The sequence below is a fragment of the Streptomyces sp. MZ04 genome, assembly GCF_004684775.1.
Classification (GTDB): domain Bacteria; phylum Actinomycetota; class Actinomycetes; order Streptomycetales; family Streptomycetaceae; genus Streptomyces.
In genome coordinates, this window is record NZ_SRIC01000157.1 from 1 (window position 1) to 19228 (window position 19228).

The 19228-nt window shown below is 70.9% G+C and carries 19 protein-coding genes; 9 read left to right on the top strand and 10 right to left on the bottom strand.

The window, feature by feature from the left end; genetic code table 11:
• From E2651_RS27305 to E2651_RS27320, 4 genes are all read right to left on the bottom strand, one after another.
• Positions 1 to 224, bottom strand: a 224-nt coding sequence (locus tag E2651_RS27305) for a PAS domain-containing protein (protein ID WP_135333889.1), incomplete at its 3' end; no start/stop codon positions are given.
• Between the two features lie 459 nt (positions 225 to 683).
• Positions 684 to 2294 carry a transporter gene (locus tag E2651_RS27310; RefSeq protein ID WP_135333890.1) on the bottom strand — a complete coding sequence of 537 codons (1611 nt, stop codon included), beginning with the start codon at positions 2292 to 2294 and terminating at the stop codon, positions 684 to 686.
• Positions 2291 to 3070 (bottom strand): ABC transporter ATP-binding protein, encoded by a 780-nt coding sequence (locus tag E2651_RS27315; protein ID WP_135333891.1) that lies wholly within the window; start codon positions 3068 to 3070, stop codon positions 2291 to 2293. The genes E2651_RS27310 and E2651_RS27315 overlap by 4 nt, the downstream gene beginning before the upstream one ends.
• 144 nt (positions 3071 to 3214) lie before the next feature.
• Positions 3215 to 3874 (bottom strand): bifunctional DNA primase/polymerase, encoded by a 660-nt coding sequence (locus tag E2651_RS27320; RefSeq protein ID WP_135333892.1) that lies wholly within the window; start codon positions 3872 to 3874, stop codon positions 3215 to 3217.
• Between the two features lie 284 nt (positions 3875 to 4158).
• Between E2651_RS27320 and E2651_RS27325 the strand changes: the two genes are divergently transcribed.
• On the top strand, positions 4159 to 5547 hold the full coding sequence (locus E2651_RS27325) for a transcriptional regulator (RefSeq protein ID WP_135333893.1): 1389 nt from the start codon (positions 4159 to 4161) through the stop codon (positions 5545 to 5547).
• Positions 5548 to 5775: 228 nt separating this feature from the next.
• On the opposite strand, the gene E2651_RS44740 is transcribed toward E2651_RS27325, so the two are convergent.
• Positions 5776 to 6870 carry a hypothetical protein gene (locus E2651_RS44740; protein WP_209446256.1) on the bottom strand — a complete coding sequence of 365 codons (1095 nt, stop codon included), beginning with the start codon at positions 6868 to 6870 and terminating at the stop codon, positions 5776 to 5778.
• Between the two features lie 90 nt (positions 6871 to 6960).
• On the opposite strand from E2651_RS44740, the gene E2651_RS27330 reads away from it, so the two are divergent.
• Complete coding sequence (locus E2651_RS27330; protein WP_209446257.1) at positions 6961 to 8193, top strand: hypothetical protein; 1233 nt, start codon at positions 6961 to 6963, stop codon at positions 8191 to 8193.
• Positions 8194 to 8198: 5 nt separating this feature from the next.
• On the opposite strand, the gene E2651_RS27335 is transcribed toward E2651_RS27330, so the two are convergent.
• Positions 8199 to 9473, bottom strand: coding sequence for an ABC transporter substrate-binding protein (locus E2651_RS27335; RefSeq protein ID WP_135333894.1), 1275 nt, complete (start codon positions 9471 to 9473; stop codon positions 8199 to 8201).
• 117 nt (positions 9474 to 9590) lie between these two features.
• Here E2651_RS27335 and E2651_RS27345 point away from each other — a divergent pair, with 117 nt between their 5' ends.
• A complete protein-coding gene (locus E2651_RS27345; protein WP_135333896.1) occupies positions 9591 to 10091 on the top strand; it encodes a sugar ABC transporter substrate-binding protein in 501 nt (166 codons plus the stop codon).
• 58 nt (positions 10092 to 10149) lie between these two features.
• Positions 10150 to 11022 carry a formyltetrahydrofolate deformylase gene (gene purU, locus E2651_RS27350; protein ID WP_135333897.1) on the top strand — a complete coding sequence of 291 codons (873 nt, stop codon included), beginning with the start codon at positions 10150 to 10152 and terminating at the stop codon, positions 11020 to 11022.
• A gap of 4 nt (positions 11023 to 11026) precedes the next feature.
• Here the strand turns inward: purU and E2651_RS27355 are convergent, their stop codons facing one another.
• Together E2651_RS27355 and E2651_RS27360 are read right to left on the bottom strand one after the other, a co-directional pair.
• Positions 11027 to 12352, bottom strand: a complete 1326-nt coding sequence (locus tag E2651_RS27355) for a zf-HC2 domain-containing protein (RefSeq protein WP_135333898.1) — start codon at positions 12350 to 12352, stop codon at positions 11027 to 11029.
• Complete coding sequence (locus E2651_RS27360) at positions 12349 to 12948, bottom strand: sigma-70 family RNA polymerase sigma factor (RefSeq protein WP_135333899.1); 600 nt, start codon at positions 12946 to 12948, stop codon at positions 12349 to 12351. Before E2651_RS27360 ends, E2651_RS27355 begins: the two co-directional genes overlap by 4 nt.
• 249 nt (positions 12949 to 13197) lie before the next feature.
• On the opposite strand from E2651_RS27360, the gene E2651_RS27365 reads away from it, so the two are divergent.
• Positions 13198 to 13572, top strand: a complete 375-nt coding sequence (locus tag E2651_RS27365; RefSeq protein ID WP_135333900.1) for an STAS domain-containing protein — start codon at positions 13198 to 13200, stop codon at positions 13570 to 13572.
• Between the two features lie 73 nt (positions 13573 to 13645).
• Here the strand turns inward: E2651_RS27365 and E2651_RS27370 are convergent, their stop codons facing one another.
• Positions 13646 to 13984: a hypothetical protein gene (locus E2651_RS27370; RefSeq protein WP_135333901.1), complete on the bottom strand. Its 339-nt coding sequence runs from the start codon at positions 13982 to 13984 to the stop codon at positions 13646 to 13648.
• Positions 13985 to 14254: 270 nt separating this feature from the next.
• Between E2651_RS27370 and E2651_RS27375 the strand changes: the two genes are divergently transcribed.
• A complete protein-coding gene (locus tag E2651_RS27375) occupies positions 14255 to 14767 on the top strand; it encodes an EF-hand domain-containing protein (protein ID WP_135333902.1) in 513 nt (170 codons plus the stop codon).
• Between the two features lie 24 nt (positions 14768 to 14791).
• Here the strand turns inward: E2651_RS27375 and E2651_RS27380 are convergent, their stop codons facing one another.
• Entirely contained in the window at positions 14792 to 16393 is a 1602-nt protein-coding gene (locus tag E2651_RS27380) for an AMP-binding protein (RefSeq protein ID WP_135333903.1), read from the bottom strand.
• Between the two features lie 189 nt (positions 16394 to 16582).
• Between E2651_RS27380 and E2651_RS27385 the strand changes: the two genes are divergently transcribed.
• The 3 genes from E2651_RS27385 to E2651_RS27395 form a co-directional block, all read left to right on the top strand.
• Positions 16583 to 17776 carry an amidohydrolase family protein gene (locus tag E2651_RS27385; protein ID WP_135333904.1) on the top strand — a complete coding sequence of 398 codons (1194 nt, stop codon included), beginning with the start codon at positions 16583 to 16585 and terminating at the stop codon, positions 17774 to 17776.
• 11 nt (positions 17777 to 17787) lie between these two features.
• Positions 17788 to 18951 (top strand): acyl-CoA dehydrogenase family protein, encoded by a 1164-nt coding sequence (locus tag E2651_RS27390; protein WP_135333905.1) that lies wholly within the window; start codon positions 17788 to 17790, stop codon positions 18949 to 18951.
• An 8-nt stretch (positions 18952 to 18959) separates the two neighbouring features.
• On the top strand, positions 18960 to 19228 hold a 269-nt coding region (locus E2651_RS27395), incomplete at its 3' end, for an acyl-CoA dehydrogenase family protein (protein WP_135333906.1).

Consider the following 19228-nt stretch of genomic DNA (forward strand, 5'->3'; position numbering starts at 1 on the left):
GCTTTGCTCGACGGGATGGACGCCGCGTTGTGCGCGTTCGACGCCGACCACCCGAGTATCCGCTCGGCCTCACGGTTCCAGTGGGTCACCACCCCGTCGGCGTCGAACGCGCACAACGCGGCGTCCATCCCGTCGAGCAAAGCCGCAAGCAATTCCGCCCCACCCGGTTCGGGCTCCTCCGGCCCCAACTCATCGGTGGTTCCGCTACGCCGGGAAGCACTCACCTGGCACCCCCTGCAGGCCGTGTCCTCATGAGCTGCATGTTCTGCGAGTTCCGCGTATACCGCACGTCAGATCATTGAACTCGAACGTGACGCAGCACACAGGTGGTTCCCGGAAGTTGGGCGAAATCGTTGCTCCATGAAAAGCGGTTGTGCGACGGACGGGGCGGTTCCTAGGGTGGCACGTACACACGAAGGGAGGTGGTTCGGCCGATGTATGGAAACCGGACGCGTGAGGTGACTGCGGGCTAGTGGCCCGTCGTCGCAACTCGAATTCGGCGCCGGACCAGCACGTGTGATGTGCGTGCACCCGGCCCAATCCCAAGCAGTCACCCGACCCGCGAGCCGCCGGTACGTCCGGCCGGCTTTCCGCCGTTCTGTACGGCGGGAACCACGGCTCGCGGGTTGTCCGCGTTCCGGGGGCGTTTCCGGGGGCAGTTCTGGGGGCGGTTCTGGGGGCGGTCAGCCCTTGCTGACCGCGAGGAGGATCTCCGGGAGCCGGCGTGCCACCCTCGGGGCCGCGAGGCGCAGGCCGAAGTAGGTGATCAGCGCGCCGTACGCGCCGCCGAGCGGCAGCAGTACCCAGGACCAGTCGGCGCCGCCCGCCACATGCAGCCAGATGGTGAAGGCGAGGACCGGGGCGCACAGCAGGGCCGCCGCGACCATCCCGCCGAAGATCGAGATCCAGGCCAGGCCCGCCTGGCCGGGGGCCACGTTCTTGTAGCCCTCCTGCGGGATCGAGTACGGGAAGCGGGCCGACGACCAGGCGCCCGTCGCCAGCATCGCGCCGAGCAGGGCGAGGGAGAGGCCCAGGCCCTCCGGGAGCACGGGCCAGTCGCCGAGCACGGCCGCCGTGATGACGGTCACCAGCGTCGCGTACGGCAGGGTGATCACCAGCAGGGCCAGTGCGCGGCCGCGCAGTTCGACGTACGCGTCGTGTGTGGACGAGATCGTCATCGCGACCATCCAGAACGCCGAGGTGTCCTGGCCGAACTGGTTGTACATGAGGACGCCGAGCATCCCCGCCGCGAAGCACGCGAAGTAGATCGAGCCGGTGCCCTGCAGGGCGTTGAAGAGCGGCACGATCAGGCCGATGGCCAGGGATGTCACCCAGGCGGCTTTCGTCTTCGGGTCGCGCCATACGTAGCGCAGGCTGCGTTCCATGACGGTGCCGGTGCGCCCGGCGGGGAGGAGGCGGCCCAGGCCGCGTGTGGAGCGGTCCTTGGTGGGTTCCGCCGCCGCGAGCGTCGAGCCGTCGGGGGTCGTCATCAGGCGGGTGAGGCTGCGCTGCCAGAGGAAGAGGAGGCCGGTGAGCGCGGCTGCGCTCAGGGCGAGTTGGGCGATCCCCGTCGCGTACGACCCTTCGCTCACCGAGTCGACCGCGCCGATCGCCGACGCGGGCGGGATCCAGCGCAGCACGTCGGCGGCCGGATCGAGCTGCGAGAGCCCGGACGAACCGAGCCGCTGCGCCCCGAAGTTGACGATCTGCGCGCCGACCGCGATGACGAGGCCGCTCAGTACGGCGAGGTCGCGGCCCTTGCGGCTGGTCAGCAGGCGGATGTTGGCGGCCGCGACGGTCCGGGCCAGGGCGACGCAGACCAGCACGGTGAGCGCGATGGCCAGGACGCCGGTGACGAGGGCGGCGGTGCCGTGCGCGAGCGAGATGACCGAGCCGAGCGCGAGGCAGAGGGTGAAGAGCGGGCCGATGCCCACGAGGGACGCCACGAGGAGCGCCCGCACCAGTGGCCGCGGCCGCAGCGGCAGCATCACGAGGCGGGTCGGGTCCAGGGTCTCGTCGCCGCTGGGGAAGAACAGCGGGAACACCGCCCAGCCGAGCGCGAGCATCGCGGTGAGCAGGACGGAGACGGTGGCGGCGTGTTCGTTGCCGCGCAGCGCGATGAGTCCGAGGAGTTGCAGCGCCGCCATGAGGAGCGCCGCCACGACGGAGGCGATGTAGGCGGCCTTGCGGCCCGACGACTGGTGCAGACCGTTGCGCAGGAGGGACAGTTTGAGGCGTACGAAGACGGGTGTGATGGAGGGGGCGGGGGCGGCCGCTGCCTCGGCGGGGCTCATCGGGTGCCGCCGCCCAGCCAGTCGAGGTGTGAGCCCGCGTCACGGCCGTTGGCCCCGACCAGCTCCAGGAACGCCTCCTGGAGGGAGGGTGCGCCGCCGCGCACCTCGGCGAGGGTGCCCTGCGCGCGGATGCGTCCGGCCGCCATGACGGCGACCCAGTCGCAGAGCGACTCGACGAGTTCCATGACGTGGGAGGAGAAGACGACGGTGGCGCCGGAGCCGGTGTAGCGCTCCAGTACGCCGCGGATGGTCTGGGCGGACACCGGGTCGACGCCCTCGAACGGTTCGTCCAGGAAGAGGACTTCGGGGTTGTGGAGCAGGGCCGCAGCGAGGCCGATCTTCTTCCGCATGCCGGTGGAGTAGTCGACGACGAGTTTGTGCTGGGCGCCGGAGAGGTCGAGTACGTCCAGGAGCTGGGTCGCGCGTTTGTCGACCTCTTCGCCGGGCAGTCCGCGCAATCTCCCTGTGTACGCGAGGAGTTCGCGTCCCGAGAGCCGTTCGAAGAGGCGCAGGCCTTCCGGGAGGACGCCGATGCGGGCCTTGACCTCGACGGGGTCGGTCCATACGTCGTGGCCGACCACTTCGACCGTGCCCTGATCGGGGCGGAGGAGGCCGGTCACCATGGAGAGGGTGGTGGTCTTCCCCGCGCCGTTCGGGCCGACGAGGCCGATGAACTTGCCCGAGGGGAGGGTGAGGTCGATCCCGGCAACCGCGATCTGCCGGCCGAAGGCCTTCCACAGGCCCTGCACCCGTACTGCTGCCGGTGCCTCGCTCACCCTGTCCGCCCTTCGTCGCCGTCGCGTCGTGTCGTTTCCGCACGATACGTCGGGAGGCGGTTCTTTATCCCCAAACGCCGGCCGGGCTGGAAGTATCCAGCCCGGCCGCAACCTTCCAGAAGGGGAAAGCCCCGCAAGGCCGCCCTACCGCCGCGCCTCGCGCCCGCACGCGTACGCCAGAGGCGAGATGATCTCCTCCGCATCGGGGAGCCACCGGTTGGCGGCGGTGGGGCGGCAGGCCCACTGGACCGCGCCGCTGGCCCCGAACCGCGTGGGCGGCGCCGCGACGTACGTGCCCTCGCCCAGCGCGTCCAGGTCGATCGCGGCCGGCGGCCACCCCAACTTGCGTACAAGATCAGGCACCTTCGCCGCCGCCCCGGGGAGGACGAAGAACTGCATGCGGCGGTCCGGGGTGCAGGTGACGGGGCCGAGCGTCAGCTCCATCCGCTCCATGCGCGCCAGCGCGAGGAACCCGGCCGTCTCCGGCACGTCGATCGCGTCGAAGGTGCGCCCCGTCGGCAGCAGGATCGACGACTTCGGCTGCTTGGACCACAGGCGCCGGGCCACCGTCGCGCTCCCCGTCGCCTGCGTCGCCCAGTCCTCGCGCGCGGGGTGTGAGCCGGGTGACGCACACGCCCCGTCACCGCACGAGCAGACTTCGGCGCCCTCGACGGATTCGAGCCACGTCCCGGGGAACACGTCCCAGTGGCGCTCTTCCGCGTATCGCACGGCCGTGTCCAGCAAGGATTCTCCGCGCTGCTTCGGGATGTGCGCGGCTGACGTGACTCCCAAGGTCTCTTCCACGAAGTTCTCAACTCCGCCCGCCACCTACGGTTACGGCCCCGCCGTGCGCCGGGGCGGAGCATCGATCCTGCATCCGGGGCGCATGGGTGCACGGGCGGGGGCGCGCATGGGGAATGGGTTCCATGTGCGGGTAGCCAGGTCTGGGGCACTCTGAAGAAGCCCAGTTACCGACTTATGGTCCGTTTGTGGTGCATCTTCCGTTTGCTCCTAGGGCATTGATCATCTGGGTGGCCGAATTTCGGCCCCTGTACCGGTGATCCAACATGCGCATCAGGGGGTACGCCATGGCCGCAAGGCCGCTCGTCGCGCGGCAGCCCAACGAAAGGCTGCAGGCACTCATTCAGGAAGCGGGCTGCTCGAACGCGGGCCTGGCCCGCAGGGTCAACATGTGCGGCGCGGAGCACGGTCTCGATCTGCGCTACGACAAGACATCCGTCGCCCGGTGGCTGCGCGGGCAGCAGCCGCGCGGCCGGGCGCCCGGCATCATCGCGGAGGCGCTGGGCCGAAAGCTGGGCCGTACGGTCACGATCGACGAGATCGGCATGGCGAACGGCAAGAACCTCGCATCGGGCGTGGGTCTTCAGTTCTCGCCGACCGTACTCGGCGCCATCGAGCAGGTGTGTGAGCTGTGGCGCAGTGACGTGGGCCGGCGGGACTTCCTGTCCGGCTCCTCCGTGGCCGCCTCCGCGCTCGTCGAGCCGAGCCGTGACTGGCTGATCTCGTCGCCGGACGCGCAGGTCGGGCGGATGGCGGGGCCGCGGGTCGGGCTCTCCGACGTGGCGGCGGTGCGGGCGATGACGGAGGCGCTGAAGCAGCTGGACCACCAGTACGGCAGCGGGCATGTGCGGCCGGTGGTCGTGCACTACCTGAACAGTGTCGTGTCGGGGCTCCTTGCCGGGTCCTATCGGGAGGCGGTGGGGCGTGAACTGTTCGCCGCGGTCGCGCGGTTGACGGAGCTGGCCGGGTACATGGCCGTGGACACGGGCCAGCCGGGCCTGGCCCAGCGCTACTACATCCAGGCATTGCGCCTAGCGCAGGCCGCAGGCGACCGCGGCTACGGCGGATACGTACTGGCCGCGTCCATGAGCCATCTCGCGGCCCAGCTCGGAAACCCGCGTGAGATCGCGCAGTTGGCGCGGGCGGCTCAGGAGGGGACGCGCGGGCGGGTCACCCCGCGCGCGGAGGCCATGTTCTATGCCGCGGAGGCGCGGGGGCACGCGCTGCTCGGGGACGGGCGGTCGACGCAGGCCGTGGCGGGCCGGGCGGTCGAGGCGATGGACCGTGCGGCGGGCGACGCGGGTTCGGGCGACGACCCGGTGTGGATCCGGCACTTCGACCACGCGTATCTCGCCGATGAACTGGCGCACTGTCACCGGGACTTGGGGCAGGCGGACGCGGCGGCGCGCAGTGCGGAGGAGTCCCTGGCGGGGCACCCCGAGACGCGGGCGCGGCGCCGGGCGATCGGGCTCGTCCTGCTCGCCACGGCGCAGGTGCAGCGGCGGGACGTCGAGCAGGCGTGTCAGACGGGCCTGAAGGCGGTGGAACTCCTCGGCACGCTGCGGTCGAACCGTGGCGCGGAGTATCTGGAGGACTTCAAGGGCCGGCTCGATCCGTTCCGGGACGAGCCGGTGGTGCGGGAGTTCGGGGCGCGGATGGACGTCCAGGCCGCGTGAAGGATTTGTGGGTGTCCGCTGTGGCCGGGTGAACGCCACCTGGCCCTGGCCCCTCCTTACCGTGAACGGCCAACTCCGCTATGCGATTGACCTTCGGTGTCCACTAATCAGCGTCTCGAGGCTCGCTTTTGTTACTCCCGTGATCGTCGCGGCGGTGGGGGTTTGAGCTGCGTGGCCGACGGCTGGGGCGACCCGGTAGCGTGAGCCGACGGTTCCGTAGGTCCCCCATTAGTAGGAGTCCCGGTGACGCAGCAGAGCGGGCAGGGCGCCGCTTCCTCCGATCCGCATTCCGCGGACCGGCACGCGCACGAAGGCATCGTGCTGCCTGCCGACGGAAGTGAACCCCTGATGCCCGGCACCGCCGGTGACCACGTGGCCCCCACCGGCGGCAGCCCCTGGGGCCAGCCGTGGGGCCCCGCCCCGGCGGACCCCCCAGGCGCGGGCCAGGCCTGGGGCACACCCCCCACCCAGCCACAGACCTACGGCGCGGGCACCCCGCTTCCCCCCGAGGGCGCCCAGCCCCAGCAGGGCGGCGCACAGCTTTATGGGACGCAGCAGGCAGATGCTTCGTACGGGGGTCGGCCCGCCGATGCGTCGTACGGGGGCCAGCCCGCCGATGCTTCGTATGGGGGCCAGCCGTCGGGTCCTGGGTACGGGGGTCAGCCGTCGGGTCCTGGGTACGGAGACCGGTCGTCGGGTCCTGGGTACGGGGGTCAGCCGTCGGGTCCTGGGTACGGGGGTCAGCCGTCGGCTCCTGCGTACGGAGGTCAGCCGTCGGCTCCTGGGTACGGAGGTCAGCCGTCGGCTCCTGGGTACGGAGACCGGTCGTCGGCTCCTGCGTACGGGGGGCAGCCGCAGGGCGCTCCGTATGCGGGGCAGCCGCAGGGCGCGGCTCCGTACGGGGGGCAGTCTCAGGGGGCTCCGTACGCGGGTCAGGCTCAGGGCGGGCAGCACGCGGGTCAGCCTCAGGGTGGCCTGCATGGCGGTCAGTCCCAGGGTGGCCTGCACGCGGGCCAGGCTCAGGGTGGGCAGCACGGGGGTCAGCCCCAAGGTGGCCAGCACGTGGGGCAGTCCGACGGCGGGGCCTACGGGGCGCAGCCCTCGGGTGGCGCGCACGCGGGGCAGCCTGCCGATGCCGCGTATCCGGGGCAGCAGGGGCAGCCCGCCCAGCATGGGCAGCTCGCTCAACAGGGCCAGCTCGCTCAGCAGGGCCAGGCGGGACAATTCGCCCCCGGTGCGCAGCCGGGCCAGCTCCCGCCCGCCACTCAGGGCGGCCAGCTTCCCCCTGCCGCTCAGGTTGGCCAGCTCCCGCCCGCCGCGCAAAGCGCACAGCTTCCCCCCGCCTCTCAGGGCGCACAGCTTCCTCCCGCCTCTCAGGGCGCACAGCTTCCTCCCGCCGCTCAGCCGGGGCAGTTGCCTCCGGCCGCCGAGGCCGGTCAGCTTCCGCCCGCCGGTGGGGCCGGTCAGCTTCCGCCCGCCGGTGGGGCCGGGGCCGCGCCGCTGCCCCCTGCCGCCGGGGACGCCGACGCGACGCAGTACATCCCGGCTATGCCCGGTGCCGGTGCCGGTGCCGGTGCCGGGGTCGATGAAGGGGCCACCCAGTACATACCGCCCGTGGCGCCGGGGGCCCTGCCCCCCGAGGCTCCCGCGGGTGACGGGACGCAGGTCCTGCGGCGGGTCTCCAACCCCGCCGCAGGACCGCTGCCGGGTGCCATGCCGGGCGCTGCCCCCGACGCGGACAGCGAGCCCACGCAGTACATCGCTCCCGTCCCCGCCGCACCCGGCGCCGCACCCTTCGGGATCCGGCCCGGAGCTCCGGGGGACCGGCAGCCGCCCGCCGAGTTCGACAGTCTTTTCCGTACGGAGCAGCCGGAGTCGGAAGGCCCCGCCTCCACGCAGCAGATGCCCCGCTTCGAGCACCCGCAGCCTCCGCAGCCCGCCGGGCACGGCACCGGTGGCGACGGCGGAGGACGTGCCGCGCGCCGTGCCGCCGCCGCCGCTCCCGCCGCCCGCGGAGGCCGCTCCGGCGCGAAGGTGTCGCTGTTCGCCGCCGTGGGTGTCGCCATCGCGGTGCTCGGCGTCGGCGCCGGCGCGATGCTCAGCGGCGGAGGCGGTGACGACGACAAGGACGACCCCAAGACCGTCTCGGAGTCCGCGCCCGCCGAGGAGAAGCCGTCGCCGTCCGTCGACCCGGCCAAGGAGCAGGCCGTCGCCCTGGACAAGCTCCTCGCCGACAGCAACAACAGCCGTGACTCGGTGATCGCCGCCGTACGCAATGTCGGCAAGTGCGCGAACCTCGCCCAGTCGGCCACCGATCTGCGCAACGCGGCCAAGCAGCGCAACGGCCTGGTCACGCGCCTTGCGGGGCTCTCCGTGGACAAGCTGCCCGCCAACGCCCAGCTGACCACCGCCCTCAACAAGGCGTGGAAGGCGTCCGCGTCGGCCGACAACCACTACGCCGCGTGGGCAGGACAGGTCGCCGGCAAGCACGGCTGCAAGAAGGGTCACGCCCGCTCGACGCCGCACGCGGTCGCCGCGAACAAGGCGAGCGGCGAGGCGACCACGAACAAGCAGCAGGCCGCCACGCTGTGGAACAAGATCGCCCATCAGTACGGGCTCACCACCCGCGACAGGTCGCAGCTCTAGTGGGCTTACCGGACCTGCTCCAGGGTCCTCGATACGTTCACGAAGCCCTTGCGCGCCGGGATCAGACGGCCGTCCCGTACGACCTGGAACGTGATGTCGGCGTTGACCAGGCGCGGGAAGTCGCTCGCCGCGAGCATGTCCTTGAAGCGCCAGCTCAGGGTGGGCGTCAGGCCGCCGGTCTCGACCTTGAGCCCCTTGTCGAGCGCCCGCCGCAGGCTGCGCGAGGAGACCTCGCCGCCGTCGAGCGACTCGACGACCTGCTTCAGGACGGTGTAGGCGATCCACGTGGTCTGCACGCCCGCGTCCGCCGGGTCGACCCGGTTGTCGCCGAAGGCCTGCTGCCGGACGACCTCGCGCATCTCGCCCCAGCGCGGGTCGCTGGCCGCCGGGTACCAGCCGGTGACGTACGCGCCTTCGTACGGTCCTTCCGCGCCGCCCGTACGGTCGATGAGGGACTGGTCGACGCTGCCGAGCACGGAGGAGATCTTCGCGGTCGGGTACGCGTCCTCGGTGCGCCGGTAGGAGTCGTAGAACGTGTCCGTGCGGGCGCCGAGCGCGGCCGTCACACAGCCGCCGGTGCCCGCGCGGGTCAGCGCCTGCTCGGCCTGCGAGGTGAAGTCGGTGCCGTCCTCGGGGGCCCGGATGTCCGTCGCGGGCTTGCGGCGGCCCTCGGCGAGGCCCGCGTCGAGGAGCTTGGGGAGGGCGTCACCGGCGATCGTGTCGGGGCGTACGAGGGAGACCTGCTCGCAGCGGACGGCGAGCTGACGCCCGTTGCCCGCCATCAGGGCCGGTTCACCGCCGTTGACCGGGTACGACAGAGGGCTGCTGAACTCCTCGTCGGTGACGCCGTACCCGCCGATGTAGGGGATGCCGGCGACTTCGAGCGGGGAGAGGAAGGACTGGCCGTGCTGGCTGTAGGAGCCGACGACGGCGGCCACCTTCTCGCTGACCGCCTCGCGGGCGCAGTCGGCGGCGCCGACCGGGTCGTTGTGGTCGTTGCACGTGATGACCTTGAGCTCGCGGCCGTCGAGGCCGCCGTGCGCGTTGACCCAGCGGGCGTAGGCCTTGGCCATGGCGGGGACGCCGGGCTTGTTGGTCGCCTTGGTGTTCTCGGGGGCCCAGGTCATGACGGTGACGGGTTCGTCCTTGGATCCCCCCTTGGATCCAGGGATGACCCCGCAGCCGGTTGTCAGGGACGCGCACGCCGCCACCAGGGCTGCCGTGGTGAGTACTGCGGACTTGGAGGGGCGGGGGAGCGAGGTGCGTCGCGAGACCGGCATGTGCAATCACGATTCCGCCGCTGCGCCAACCAAGGAGTGACGTTTCCCCAACGTACGGTGACAAGAAGGTGAATGACAGGGGCCGATTCGGCTGCCCGAAGAGGGAACGTACGATCGATGACCGTGCAAGGTTCGGAGAAGTCTTCCCGTCGCGGCAGTCGCTCAAGCACCATGGGCGGCATGCCAACGAACGACATGCCGTGGTGGCGCTGGCGCAGCAACGTGCGCTCGGCGCTGCACATGCTCTCCGACCCGGAGTTCCAGCGTGAGTGCTGGCTCGCGGGTCGCGAGGAGTACGGGGACGTGACCGATGCCGTGTACCGGCTGGTCGAGGACACGTGGCTGGACAACTGGTCCGCCGAGAAGTACGTGGGGACGATCTTCCGGGACGCGGAGGAGGCGGCGCTGGTCGATGCGGCGGTCCTTCGGGTTCTGCGGATCATGCATGAGGTCGGGCCTGACGCGTTGGTTTCCGCTTACCTGGATCATCCGGGGTGGCCGGAGGCTGTGCGTGCGGCCCGGGATGCGCATGTCGCTCTCGCTCTGAGTGACGGGGAGAGTCCTGATGAGGTGCCCCGGACGCTTGAGGTACTGCGGATTTTGACTCGGTCGGCCTGAACCAGCCGGAGCTGGACAGCTGCTCGCGGAGAGTCCGGCTTGTGGGAACCTTGGGCGCATGAATCAGAAGGCCCCCGCCACCGCTGAGCAGTACGTCCTCAATATCTCCTGCCCTGACAAGCAGGGCATCGTGCACGCCGTGTCGAGTTACCTCTTCATGACCGGGTGCAACATCGAGGACAGCCAGCAGTTCGGCGATCACGACACCGGGCTCTTCTTCATGCGCGTCCACTTCTCGGCCGAGGCGCCGGCGACCGTCGAGAAGCTGAGGGCCAGCTTCGCCGCGATCGGCGACTCCTTCCACATGGACTGGCAGCTGAACCGCGCCGACGAGAAGATGCGCGTCGTGCTGCTCGTCTCGAAGTTCGGGCACTGCCTGAACGACCTGCTGTTCCGCTCCCGGATCGGCGCGCTGCCCGTGGAGATCGCGGCGGTCGTCTCGAACCACACGGACTTCGCCGAGCTGGTCGCCTCGTACGACATCCCCTTCCACCACATCCCGGTGACGAAGGAGAACAAGGCACAGGCCGAGGCGCAGCTGCTCGAGCTCGTGCGTTCGGAGAACATCGAGCTGGTCGTCCTCGCCCGCTATATGCAGGTGCTCTCCGACGACCTCTGCAAGCAGCTCAGCGGCCGGATCATCAACATCCACCACTCCTTCCTGCCGAGCTTCAAGGGCGCGAAGCCGTACCACCAGGCGCACGCGCGCGGTGTGAAGCTGATCGGTGCCACGGCGCACTATGTGACGGCGGATCTCGACGAGGGCCCGATCATCGAGCAGGAGGTCGAGCGCGTCGGGCACGACGTGACTCCCGACCAGCTCGTGGCGATCGGCCGTGATGTTGAGTGCCAGGCGCTTGCGCGGGCCGTGAAGTGGCATGCCGAGCGGCGGATTCTGCTCAACGGGCGCCGGACGGTCGTCTTTGCGTAAGGCGCTACATCCGGCTCAGTGACGCCGCCGCGAACAGCACGTCCCTGATCGCCTGCCGGTCGCCGTTCTGTCCCGCGGCCGCTTCCTCCGGTGAGACGTGGCCCGCGGCCAGGCGGCAGAACTCGACGCCGTCCAGGGCGACATGGGCTACCTCGTGGTCCGCGGAGGCGTCGGCGGCCGGCGAGTCCAGCGGGATGAACCACTCGCCGCCGCCCATGCCCTCGACCTCCAGGCGCAGGCTGCGGCCGGGCGCGCCCGCGGCCACCAGACCGCGGGGCGGCGGCGCGAGGCCGGAGCGGCGGCGGTCGGCGAGGGTGCCGGGGAGCTGCCGGGCGGCGAGGTCGATCATGCGGTGCAGATGGCGCGGGGACGGCGGTTCGTAGGGGTAGTCCACCGCCTCCGCGATGTCGCCCGCGTGGATCCAGCACTCGAAGGCGCGGTCCAGCATCGAGTCGCGCAGCGGCAGCTCGGGTCGGCGGCCCGTGGCGTCCGGGGCGCCGTACGCCACGGTGAGGCCGCCCGAGCCGTCCCGGGAACCGGGGCTCCGGGAGGGCCCGGCGGTGAACGACACCGTGCGGATCAGTTCATGGGACTGGTCGCGCCAGGGGCCGCGCACCGCGCGCGTGGGCGGGAAGTACGAGGCACGCCAGTACGCCTCCGTGCGCTGGGCCGGGGTTGCCGGGACCGGCCCTCCCGCGCTCAGCGGGTCGTCGAGGCCGAGGGCGGCGGCGACCAGGCCGTCCACCGCCAGAAGGTGTGCGATCACCCCGGCCACCGTCGTCTTGCGGCTGACCGGGCTGTCCTCGCCGAACCACCGCAGGCGCACCGGGGCGTGCCACTCCGCGTCGCCGATGTCCCGCAGGAGCGCGTCGAGCCGGGCCGTCTCCGCGTCGTACGGAATGGCCCACTCCGGCACCGGGATGCGCGGCGGGCGCCGGCCGAGGCAGCTCTCGATGACGCGGCCCCGCAGGCCGGGGTCGAGGTCGAGGCTCTCCTCCTGGTGCAGCAGGCCGACCGCGTCGCGCAGCCGCAGCGCCTCTTCCGCACACGGGCCGCAGTCGCCCAGGTGCTCCTCGACGGCGATCGCTTCCTCGGGGGAGCAGGCGGCGAGCGCCCAGGCGCCGAGGAGGGACTTCAGGACGCGGTGGTCCAGGGCCAGGGGCGGGTCGGGCAAGGGCTGCCCGGTGTCCTCTATGGAGGTGCGGGGCAGCGGTATGCGCGGCGGCTTTCCGGGGCGCGGCCGATCGCCGTCGGCGCCCGTGCCGCTCCCGCCTCCGCCGCCGGGGAGCTCCGGCTCCTCGTACGGTTCGTGCCGGCCGGGCCCGTTCACAGCGCTCTCCCGTAACCGGGAGGCGCTCCCGGCGAGGGGTCCTTGGCGGCCTGGGCGCCCGCGTCATTGGCGGTGGAGAGCAGCTGCAGCCCCAGGCGCAGGCGGCGGCGCGCCTCGTCCTCCGTCACGCCGAGGTCGGCGGCCGTCTGGCGGTAGTCGCGCCGCTGGAAGTAGGCGAGCTCCAGGGCGGCGCGCAGCGGGGCGGGCATGGCCGTGACGATGTAGTCCGCGCGGGCGGCGGCGGAGGCGCGGCGCACCTTGCGTTCCAGGTCCTCCGTGGTGCCCTCGCCGCCGCGGGCGAGGGCGGCGGACTCGGTCTGGCGAAGGCGCCGGACGGCCCGCTGGTGGGTGAGCGTGGCGACCCACGAGCGCAGCGGGCCCTGCTTGGGGTCGTACGCGTCGGGGTTCTCCCAGATGTGGGCGAAGACCTCGCGAGTGATCCGGTCGGCGGCCTGCTCGTCGCCGAGCACGCGGTGGGCGAGGCCGTGCACGAGCGAGGCGAAGCGGTCGTACAGCTCCCCGAGCGCGGCGGCCTCCCCGTGCGCCAGTCGCTGCTGCATGCGGCGGTCCCAGCGGCGCGGCGCTTCCTTCGCCATGCGGCCCCCTCTGCCTTGGCGTCTCCAGCTTCCCGAGGACTCGTCCCGACAACTCGTCCCGATGGAAACCTTCCATCGAATGTAGTCGCCGCCACCGACAACGCACTTACCTTTAAGGCAAAGAGCGCCCGCGCCCGGCCTCGGATGATAGGGAGCCGGCTTCCTGGTGTTTCATGGAGGAGCGGTGGGGCAGCCGCGTCCTAAGAAGCGTAGGGACAGCTTCCGGATCAGCGAGCGAGGGGCGTGCGTGTGACGCTGAAGGTGGCGGTGGACGAGCAGGGCGGCTGGGCCGTGCTCCGGGTGTCCGGCGAGATGGACCTCGTGACCTCGCCCGTGCTGCGCCAGCGCGTGCACGACGCGGTGGCCGACGGCCGCCGCAGCCTGGTCCTCGATCTCTCCGAGGTCCTCTTCTGCGACTCCAGCGGCGTCGGCGTACTGATCGCGACCCGCCGCCTGTTCCGCTCCTGCCAGGGCCGCCTGCGCCTGATCCTGCCCGCGCAGGGCGCGGAGGACGGCTCGCACGTGAACCGGGTCCTCGCCGCCCTCGGCGTACGCCGCCTCTTCGAGGTCTTCCCGGACGTGACGGCGGCGGTCGACGACGGGGCGGCGCCACTCTCGGCGTGACGCCGCCCGCTCATCGACTCAGGGGCGTGGCGGGCCCACCCCGCCCGCGCACGCCACACATGAGAGGCAGCCTCTAACAGTCGCCGAGGTTGCCGTCGATCTTGTTGTAGTAGCGCGTGCCGCCGTAGTAGATCTTCAGGCCGCAGACGCCGTGCCACTTGCCGCCGGTGAACTTGTGGCTCTTGCCGCGGGCGATCTTGTAGTAGCCGGAGTCGCTGCCGGCCTGGTGGACGTTGACCTTGATGTTGCCGCTGCAGCGGTTGTACACCCGGAGGATCTTGTCGCTGCCACTGATGGTGATCTTGTGCTTGGCGCACCCCAGACGGGTGTCGGCCGCGCCCGCCGAGGGGGCGCCGGCGAGCGTCATCGCCATTCCGGCGGTCAGGGCCGCGACAATCATTTTCGTACGCATGACTCTCCATTGGTTGTGCTGGGCCCCGGAGCGTCGGGACGGCAGTGGGCTCGGTCAATCGCTCGGGCGCCAGCGGGAGTTGAGAGTCATGCTCACAGGGCCGCCCAACAATTCCCCAACACGCCGCCCACAGCGGTGCGACGCGTTTGCGCGTAACCTTCGGCTTCCTGGCGCCGGACGGTCGGCGAAGACGTACGCTCGCTGCCAGAGACACCCAGGGAAACCCTGTGCACACGCACCCAACCGCAGAAGTGAGGCGGCCCGAACACCATGGACAGTGCCGAGTACGAGCGTAAGATCGCGGCCCGTTTCGCCACCTTCGACCAGGACGGCAACGGCTACATCTCCCGTGAGGACTTCAGCACGGCGGCTGTCGCCCTGCTCACCGAGTTCGGCGCCACGGCGCGTTCCGAGAAGGGCCAGGCCCTCTACATCGGGGCCGAGGCCTTCTGGCAGGGCATGGCGGGGATCGCCGACCGTGACGGTGACCAGCGGATCACCAAGCACGAGTTCGTGGGCGGCGCGGTGAAGCGGCTGCGCGACAACCCCGCCCGGTTCGCCGAGATCGCCCGGCCGTTCCTGGACGCCATGATCGCCGTGGCGGACGCCGACGCCGACGGCGCGGTCACCCCGCAGGAGGTCGCTCGCGCGCTGAAGGCACTCGGCGTCCAGGCGGACATCGCCGAGGCGGCGGGCACCGCGCTCGACGCGGACGCGGACGGCAAGGTGACGGAGGCCGAGATCGTGGCGGCGTTCGCGGCGTATTTCACGGTGCCTGAGTAGTACGCGGCCCTCGGCTCACCCGGCTCACCCCTCCGCGAACCGCTCCCGCAATTTGTACTTGAGCACCTTTCGAAGGGTCTCGTTACGCGGAAGAGCCTCCACCACCTCAAGCTGTTCCGGCAGCTTGAAGGTGGAGAGGCCTTCCCCGCGGAGATACGCGGTGATGGAGCCCAGGGTCAACTCCCCGGGAGCGCCGCGCTGTTCGATCACCGCGCAGACTCGCTCGCCCCGTTCGGCGTCCGGAAGGCCGATGACCGCCGCGTCGCCCACCGCAGGGTGCTGGTGCAGGAGATCCTCGATCTCCTTCGCCGAGATGTTCTCGCCCTTGCGGATGATGACGTCCTTGGCCCGGCCGGTCAGGACCAGATGCCCCGTCGGCTTCACATGCCCCAGGTCCCCGGTGATCAGGAAGCCGTCCGCGTCGAAGACCTCCGTGCTCTGCCGCGGGTCCAAGTAGCCCTGGCAGACGGCCTCCCCGCGCAGCCGCACCTCGCCGTCGGCCCCGGCGGGCACCTCCTTGCCCTCGGCGTCCGTGACCCGGATCTGCATCCCCTCCGGGGGGAGTCCCTCCGTCGTGGCGAGGTTCTCCGGAGTGTCGTCCGGAGCGCCCATCGTGATCATCGGTACTTCGGTCATGCCGTAGCCGTGGGTGAGTTGGCACCCCATCTCGCGCACGACCGCGTGATAGACCTCCGGCGGCTTCGGCGCCCCGCCGCCCGCGAGGAGACGCAGGGTGGGGATGACCTTCTCGCCCGCCGGGAGCTTCCGCTGCTCGGCGAGGAACATCGAGTAGAACGCGGTCGACCCGCCCGCCACGGTCACGCCGTGCCGCCGGTAGCCGTCGAGCGCGGCCGGCAGCGCGAACTGCTCGAACATGACCGCGGGGAAGCCGTACAGCAGGAGCATCACCGTGTAGTCGGGCCCCGCGATGTGCGCGAAGGGGAACGCCATCGAGCCGATGTCCGACACCTTCAGATGCAGGGCGTGGGCCAGGCACGAGCCGCCCGCGATCAGTGAACGGTCGGTGTGCAGTACGCCCTTGGGGTCGGACGTGGTGCCCGAGGTCCAGTAGATCCAGCGTACGGATGTGCCGTCGGCGGGCGGGGGCGGCAGTACGGACGGATCGGCGTCGGGCAGATCGTCGTACGCGTACGCCTCGAAGACGCCCCGTGCGCCGAGCCGGTGTGCCATCTCCGTGTGGTCGAAGCCCCGCCACACGCCGGGCACCGCGAAGAACTCGGCCTTCGACTCGCGCAGCGCGAAGCCGACCTCGCGGTCGCGATAGAAGGGGATGACCGGCGACTGCACGGCGCCGATGCGGGCGAGCGCGAAGGAGAGCAGCGCGGTCTCGATGCGCGTCGGCAGCTGCCAGGCGACCACGGTGCCGGGGCGTACGCCCATCTCGTACAGGCCTGCGGCCACGCGCTCGCACCGGTCGCGCAGTTGGCCGAAGGTGAGCGTGCGGTCGTCGGCGGGATCGGCGGCGGCCTGGACGAGGACCGGGGCGTCGGGGGTGAGCGCGGCGCGGCGTTCGATGAGCTCCCAGAGGGTGCGGGACGCGCCGAGCGCGTGGGCGGTCTCGTTCTCTGAAGTGCTCGAGGTGCTCGAGGTGCTCGAGGTACTCATGCGATGCGATCCCCTCGTGGCCGGAACCGAAGCTGCGCCGAACTGACGGGCAGTCAGATCGTGCCGAGAGCGTAAGGCTCACCGCCTTGTCGGTCCAGGGGTGCGGGGCTAGCCTGCTATCTGACGGGTCATCAGATCGCCCGGAGTGGCCGGAGGGATGACCGGAGGCGCCTTGAAAGGCAGGACACCATGACCGAGCTTCCCCGGATCGTCAGCGTCGACGACCATGTGATCGAACCCGCGCATCTCTTCGAGACCTGGCTGCCCGCCAAATACCGCGACCGCGGCCCCAAGCCCCTCACGGCGGGCATCGGCGAACTCGCCTACGTGGCGGGCAAGTACCAGATCGCGATGGATCCGGACGGGCCGCCCACCGACTGGTGGATCTACGAAGACCTCAAGTTCCCGTACAAGCGGAACATCGCGGCGGTCGGCTTCGACCGCGACGACATGACCCTGGAAGGCATCACGCGCGCGGAGATGCGGCGCGGCTGCTGGGACCCCGTCGAACGCCTCAAGGACATGGACCTCAACCACGTCGAGGCGTCCCTCTGCTTCCCCACCTTCCCGCGGTTCTGCGGCCAGACCTTCGCCGAGGCGCACGACAAGGAGGTCGCCCTGGCCTGCGTGCGCGCGTACAACGACTGGATGGTCGAGGAGTGGTGCGGCGACAGCGGCGGCCGCCTCATCCCGCTCTGCATCATCCCGCTCTGGGACATCGACCTCGCCGTCGCCGAGATCAAGCGGAACGCGGCGCGGGGGGTGCGGGCGGTCACCTTCTCCGAGATCCCGACCTATCTGGGCCTGCCCTCCATCCACTCCGGCTACTGGGACCCGTTCTTCGCGATCTGCCAGGAGACCGGCACGGTCGTCAACATGCACATCGGGTCCAGCTCCCAGATGCCCGCCGCGTCTCCGGACGCCCCGCCCGCCGTGCAGGCCGCGCTGTCCTTCAACAACGCGATGGCGTCGATGATGGACTTCCTCTTCAGTGGCGTCCTGGTGAAGTTCCCGCAGCTCAAACTCGCCTACAGCGAAGGCCAGATGGGCTGGATTCCGTACGCCCTCGAACGCGCCGACGACGTATGGGAGGAGCACCGCGCCTGGGGTGGCGTCCGCGATCTGATCCCCGAGCCCCCGTCGACGTACTACTACCGCCAGATGTTCTGCTGCTTCTTCCGCGACAAGCACGGCGTCGCGTCGCTGGACGTGGTCGGCCGGGACAACGCGACCTTCGAGACCGACTACCCGCACGTCGACTCGACCTTCCCCGACACCAAGGAAGTCGCCCTGGACCACGTCAAGGGACTCGACGACGAGACGATCTACAAGCTGATGCGGGGCAACGCGATCCGCATGCTGGGTCTGGACCTGGACAAGTAGGCGGGGTCGGCGTGGATCTCACGTACACGGAGGAAGAGGAGGACTTCCGGGCGCGGCTGCGCGCGTGGCTCGCCCGGACGCTCCCCGAACTGCCGCCGCGCCCCGACCCGCTGGACTGGCCGGGGCGGCGCGCGTACGACATGGGGTGGCAGCGCAGGCTGTACGACGCCGGATACGCGGGCCTGCACTGGCCGGCCGACGCGGGCGGCCAGGGGGCCACACCGACTCAGCACCTGATCTTCCTGGAGGAGACGGAGAAGGCGGGCGCCCCCTACGTAGGCGCGAATTTCGTGGGCCTGCTGCACGCGGGCCCGACCATCGCCTCCGAAGGGACACCGGAGCAGCGGGCGCGCTGGCTGCCTCCGGTCCTGCGCGGCGACGAGGTGTGGTGCCAGGGCTTCAGCGAGCCGGACGCCGGATCGGACCTCGCGTCACTGCGCACGCGCGCGTGGCGGGACGGCGACGACTACGTGGTGAGCGGGTCCAAGATCTGGACCTCGCACGCGGAGGTCGCCGACTGGTGCGAACTGCTTGTCCGTACGACACCGGTGAGCGAGGCCGTACCCAAGCACCGCGGCATCTCCTGGCTCGCGATGCCGATGGACGCCCCCGGGATCACGGTCCGCCCGCTGCGCACGCTCGCCGGCTCCACGGAGTTCGCCGAGATGTTCCTCGACGAGGTGCGGGTGCCGGTCGCCAACCGGGTCGGCGCGGAGAACGACGGCTGGCGCGTGACGATGGTGACGCTGTCCTACGAGCGGGGGACGGCCTTCGTGGGGGAGGTCGTCGCCTGCCGCCGCGTCCTGGGCGAGCTGGCCCGCGAGGCCCGCAAGAACGGGCGCTGGGACGACGCGGTGCTTCGGCGCAGGCTGGGGAGGCTGAGCGCCGAGTTCGGTGCGCTGTGGCGGCTTACGCAGTGGAACGTGAGCGAGTCGCAGCGCTCGGGGGGCGTGCCGGGGGTTGGGGGTTCGGTTTTCAAACTGCGGTACTCGCATGCGCGGCAGGAGCTTTACGAGGCGGCGGGCGAAGTGCTGGGCGTGGGCTCTTTGGACCTGGGCCACGAGTGGACCCTGGACCGGCTCTCGTCCCTCTCTTACACGATCGCCGCCGGGACCTCGCAGATCCAGCAGAACATCGTGGCCGAGCGGATACTCGGCCTCCCCAAGGGGCGGTGAGTGAGCGTATGGATTTCCAACTCACTGAAGATCAGCGGGCGTTGCGGAGTGGGGTGCGGGAACTGCTCGAGGGGCGGTTCGATCTGCGGGCCGCCTTGGACGCGGGGGCTTCTCTGGACCGGGGGTTGTGGCGGGAGCTGGGGGACGCCGGGTTCTTCTCGCTGATGGTTCCGGAGACGGACGGCGGGGTCGGACTGGGGCTTCCCGAGGCCGTGTTGGCCTTTGAGGAGGCGGGGCGGGTTTTGTTGCCGGGGCCGCTGGTGGGGACGTTCCTTGC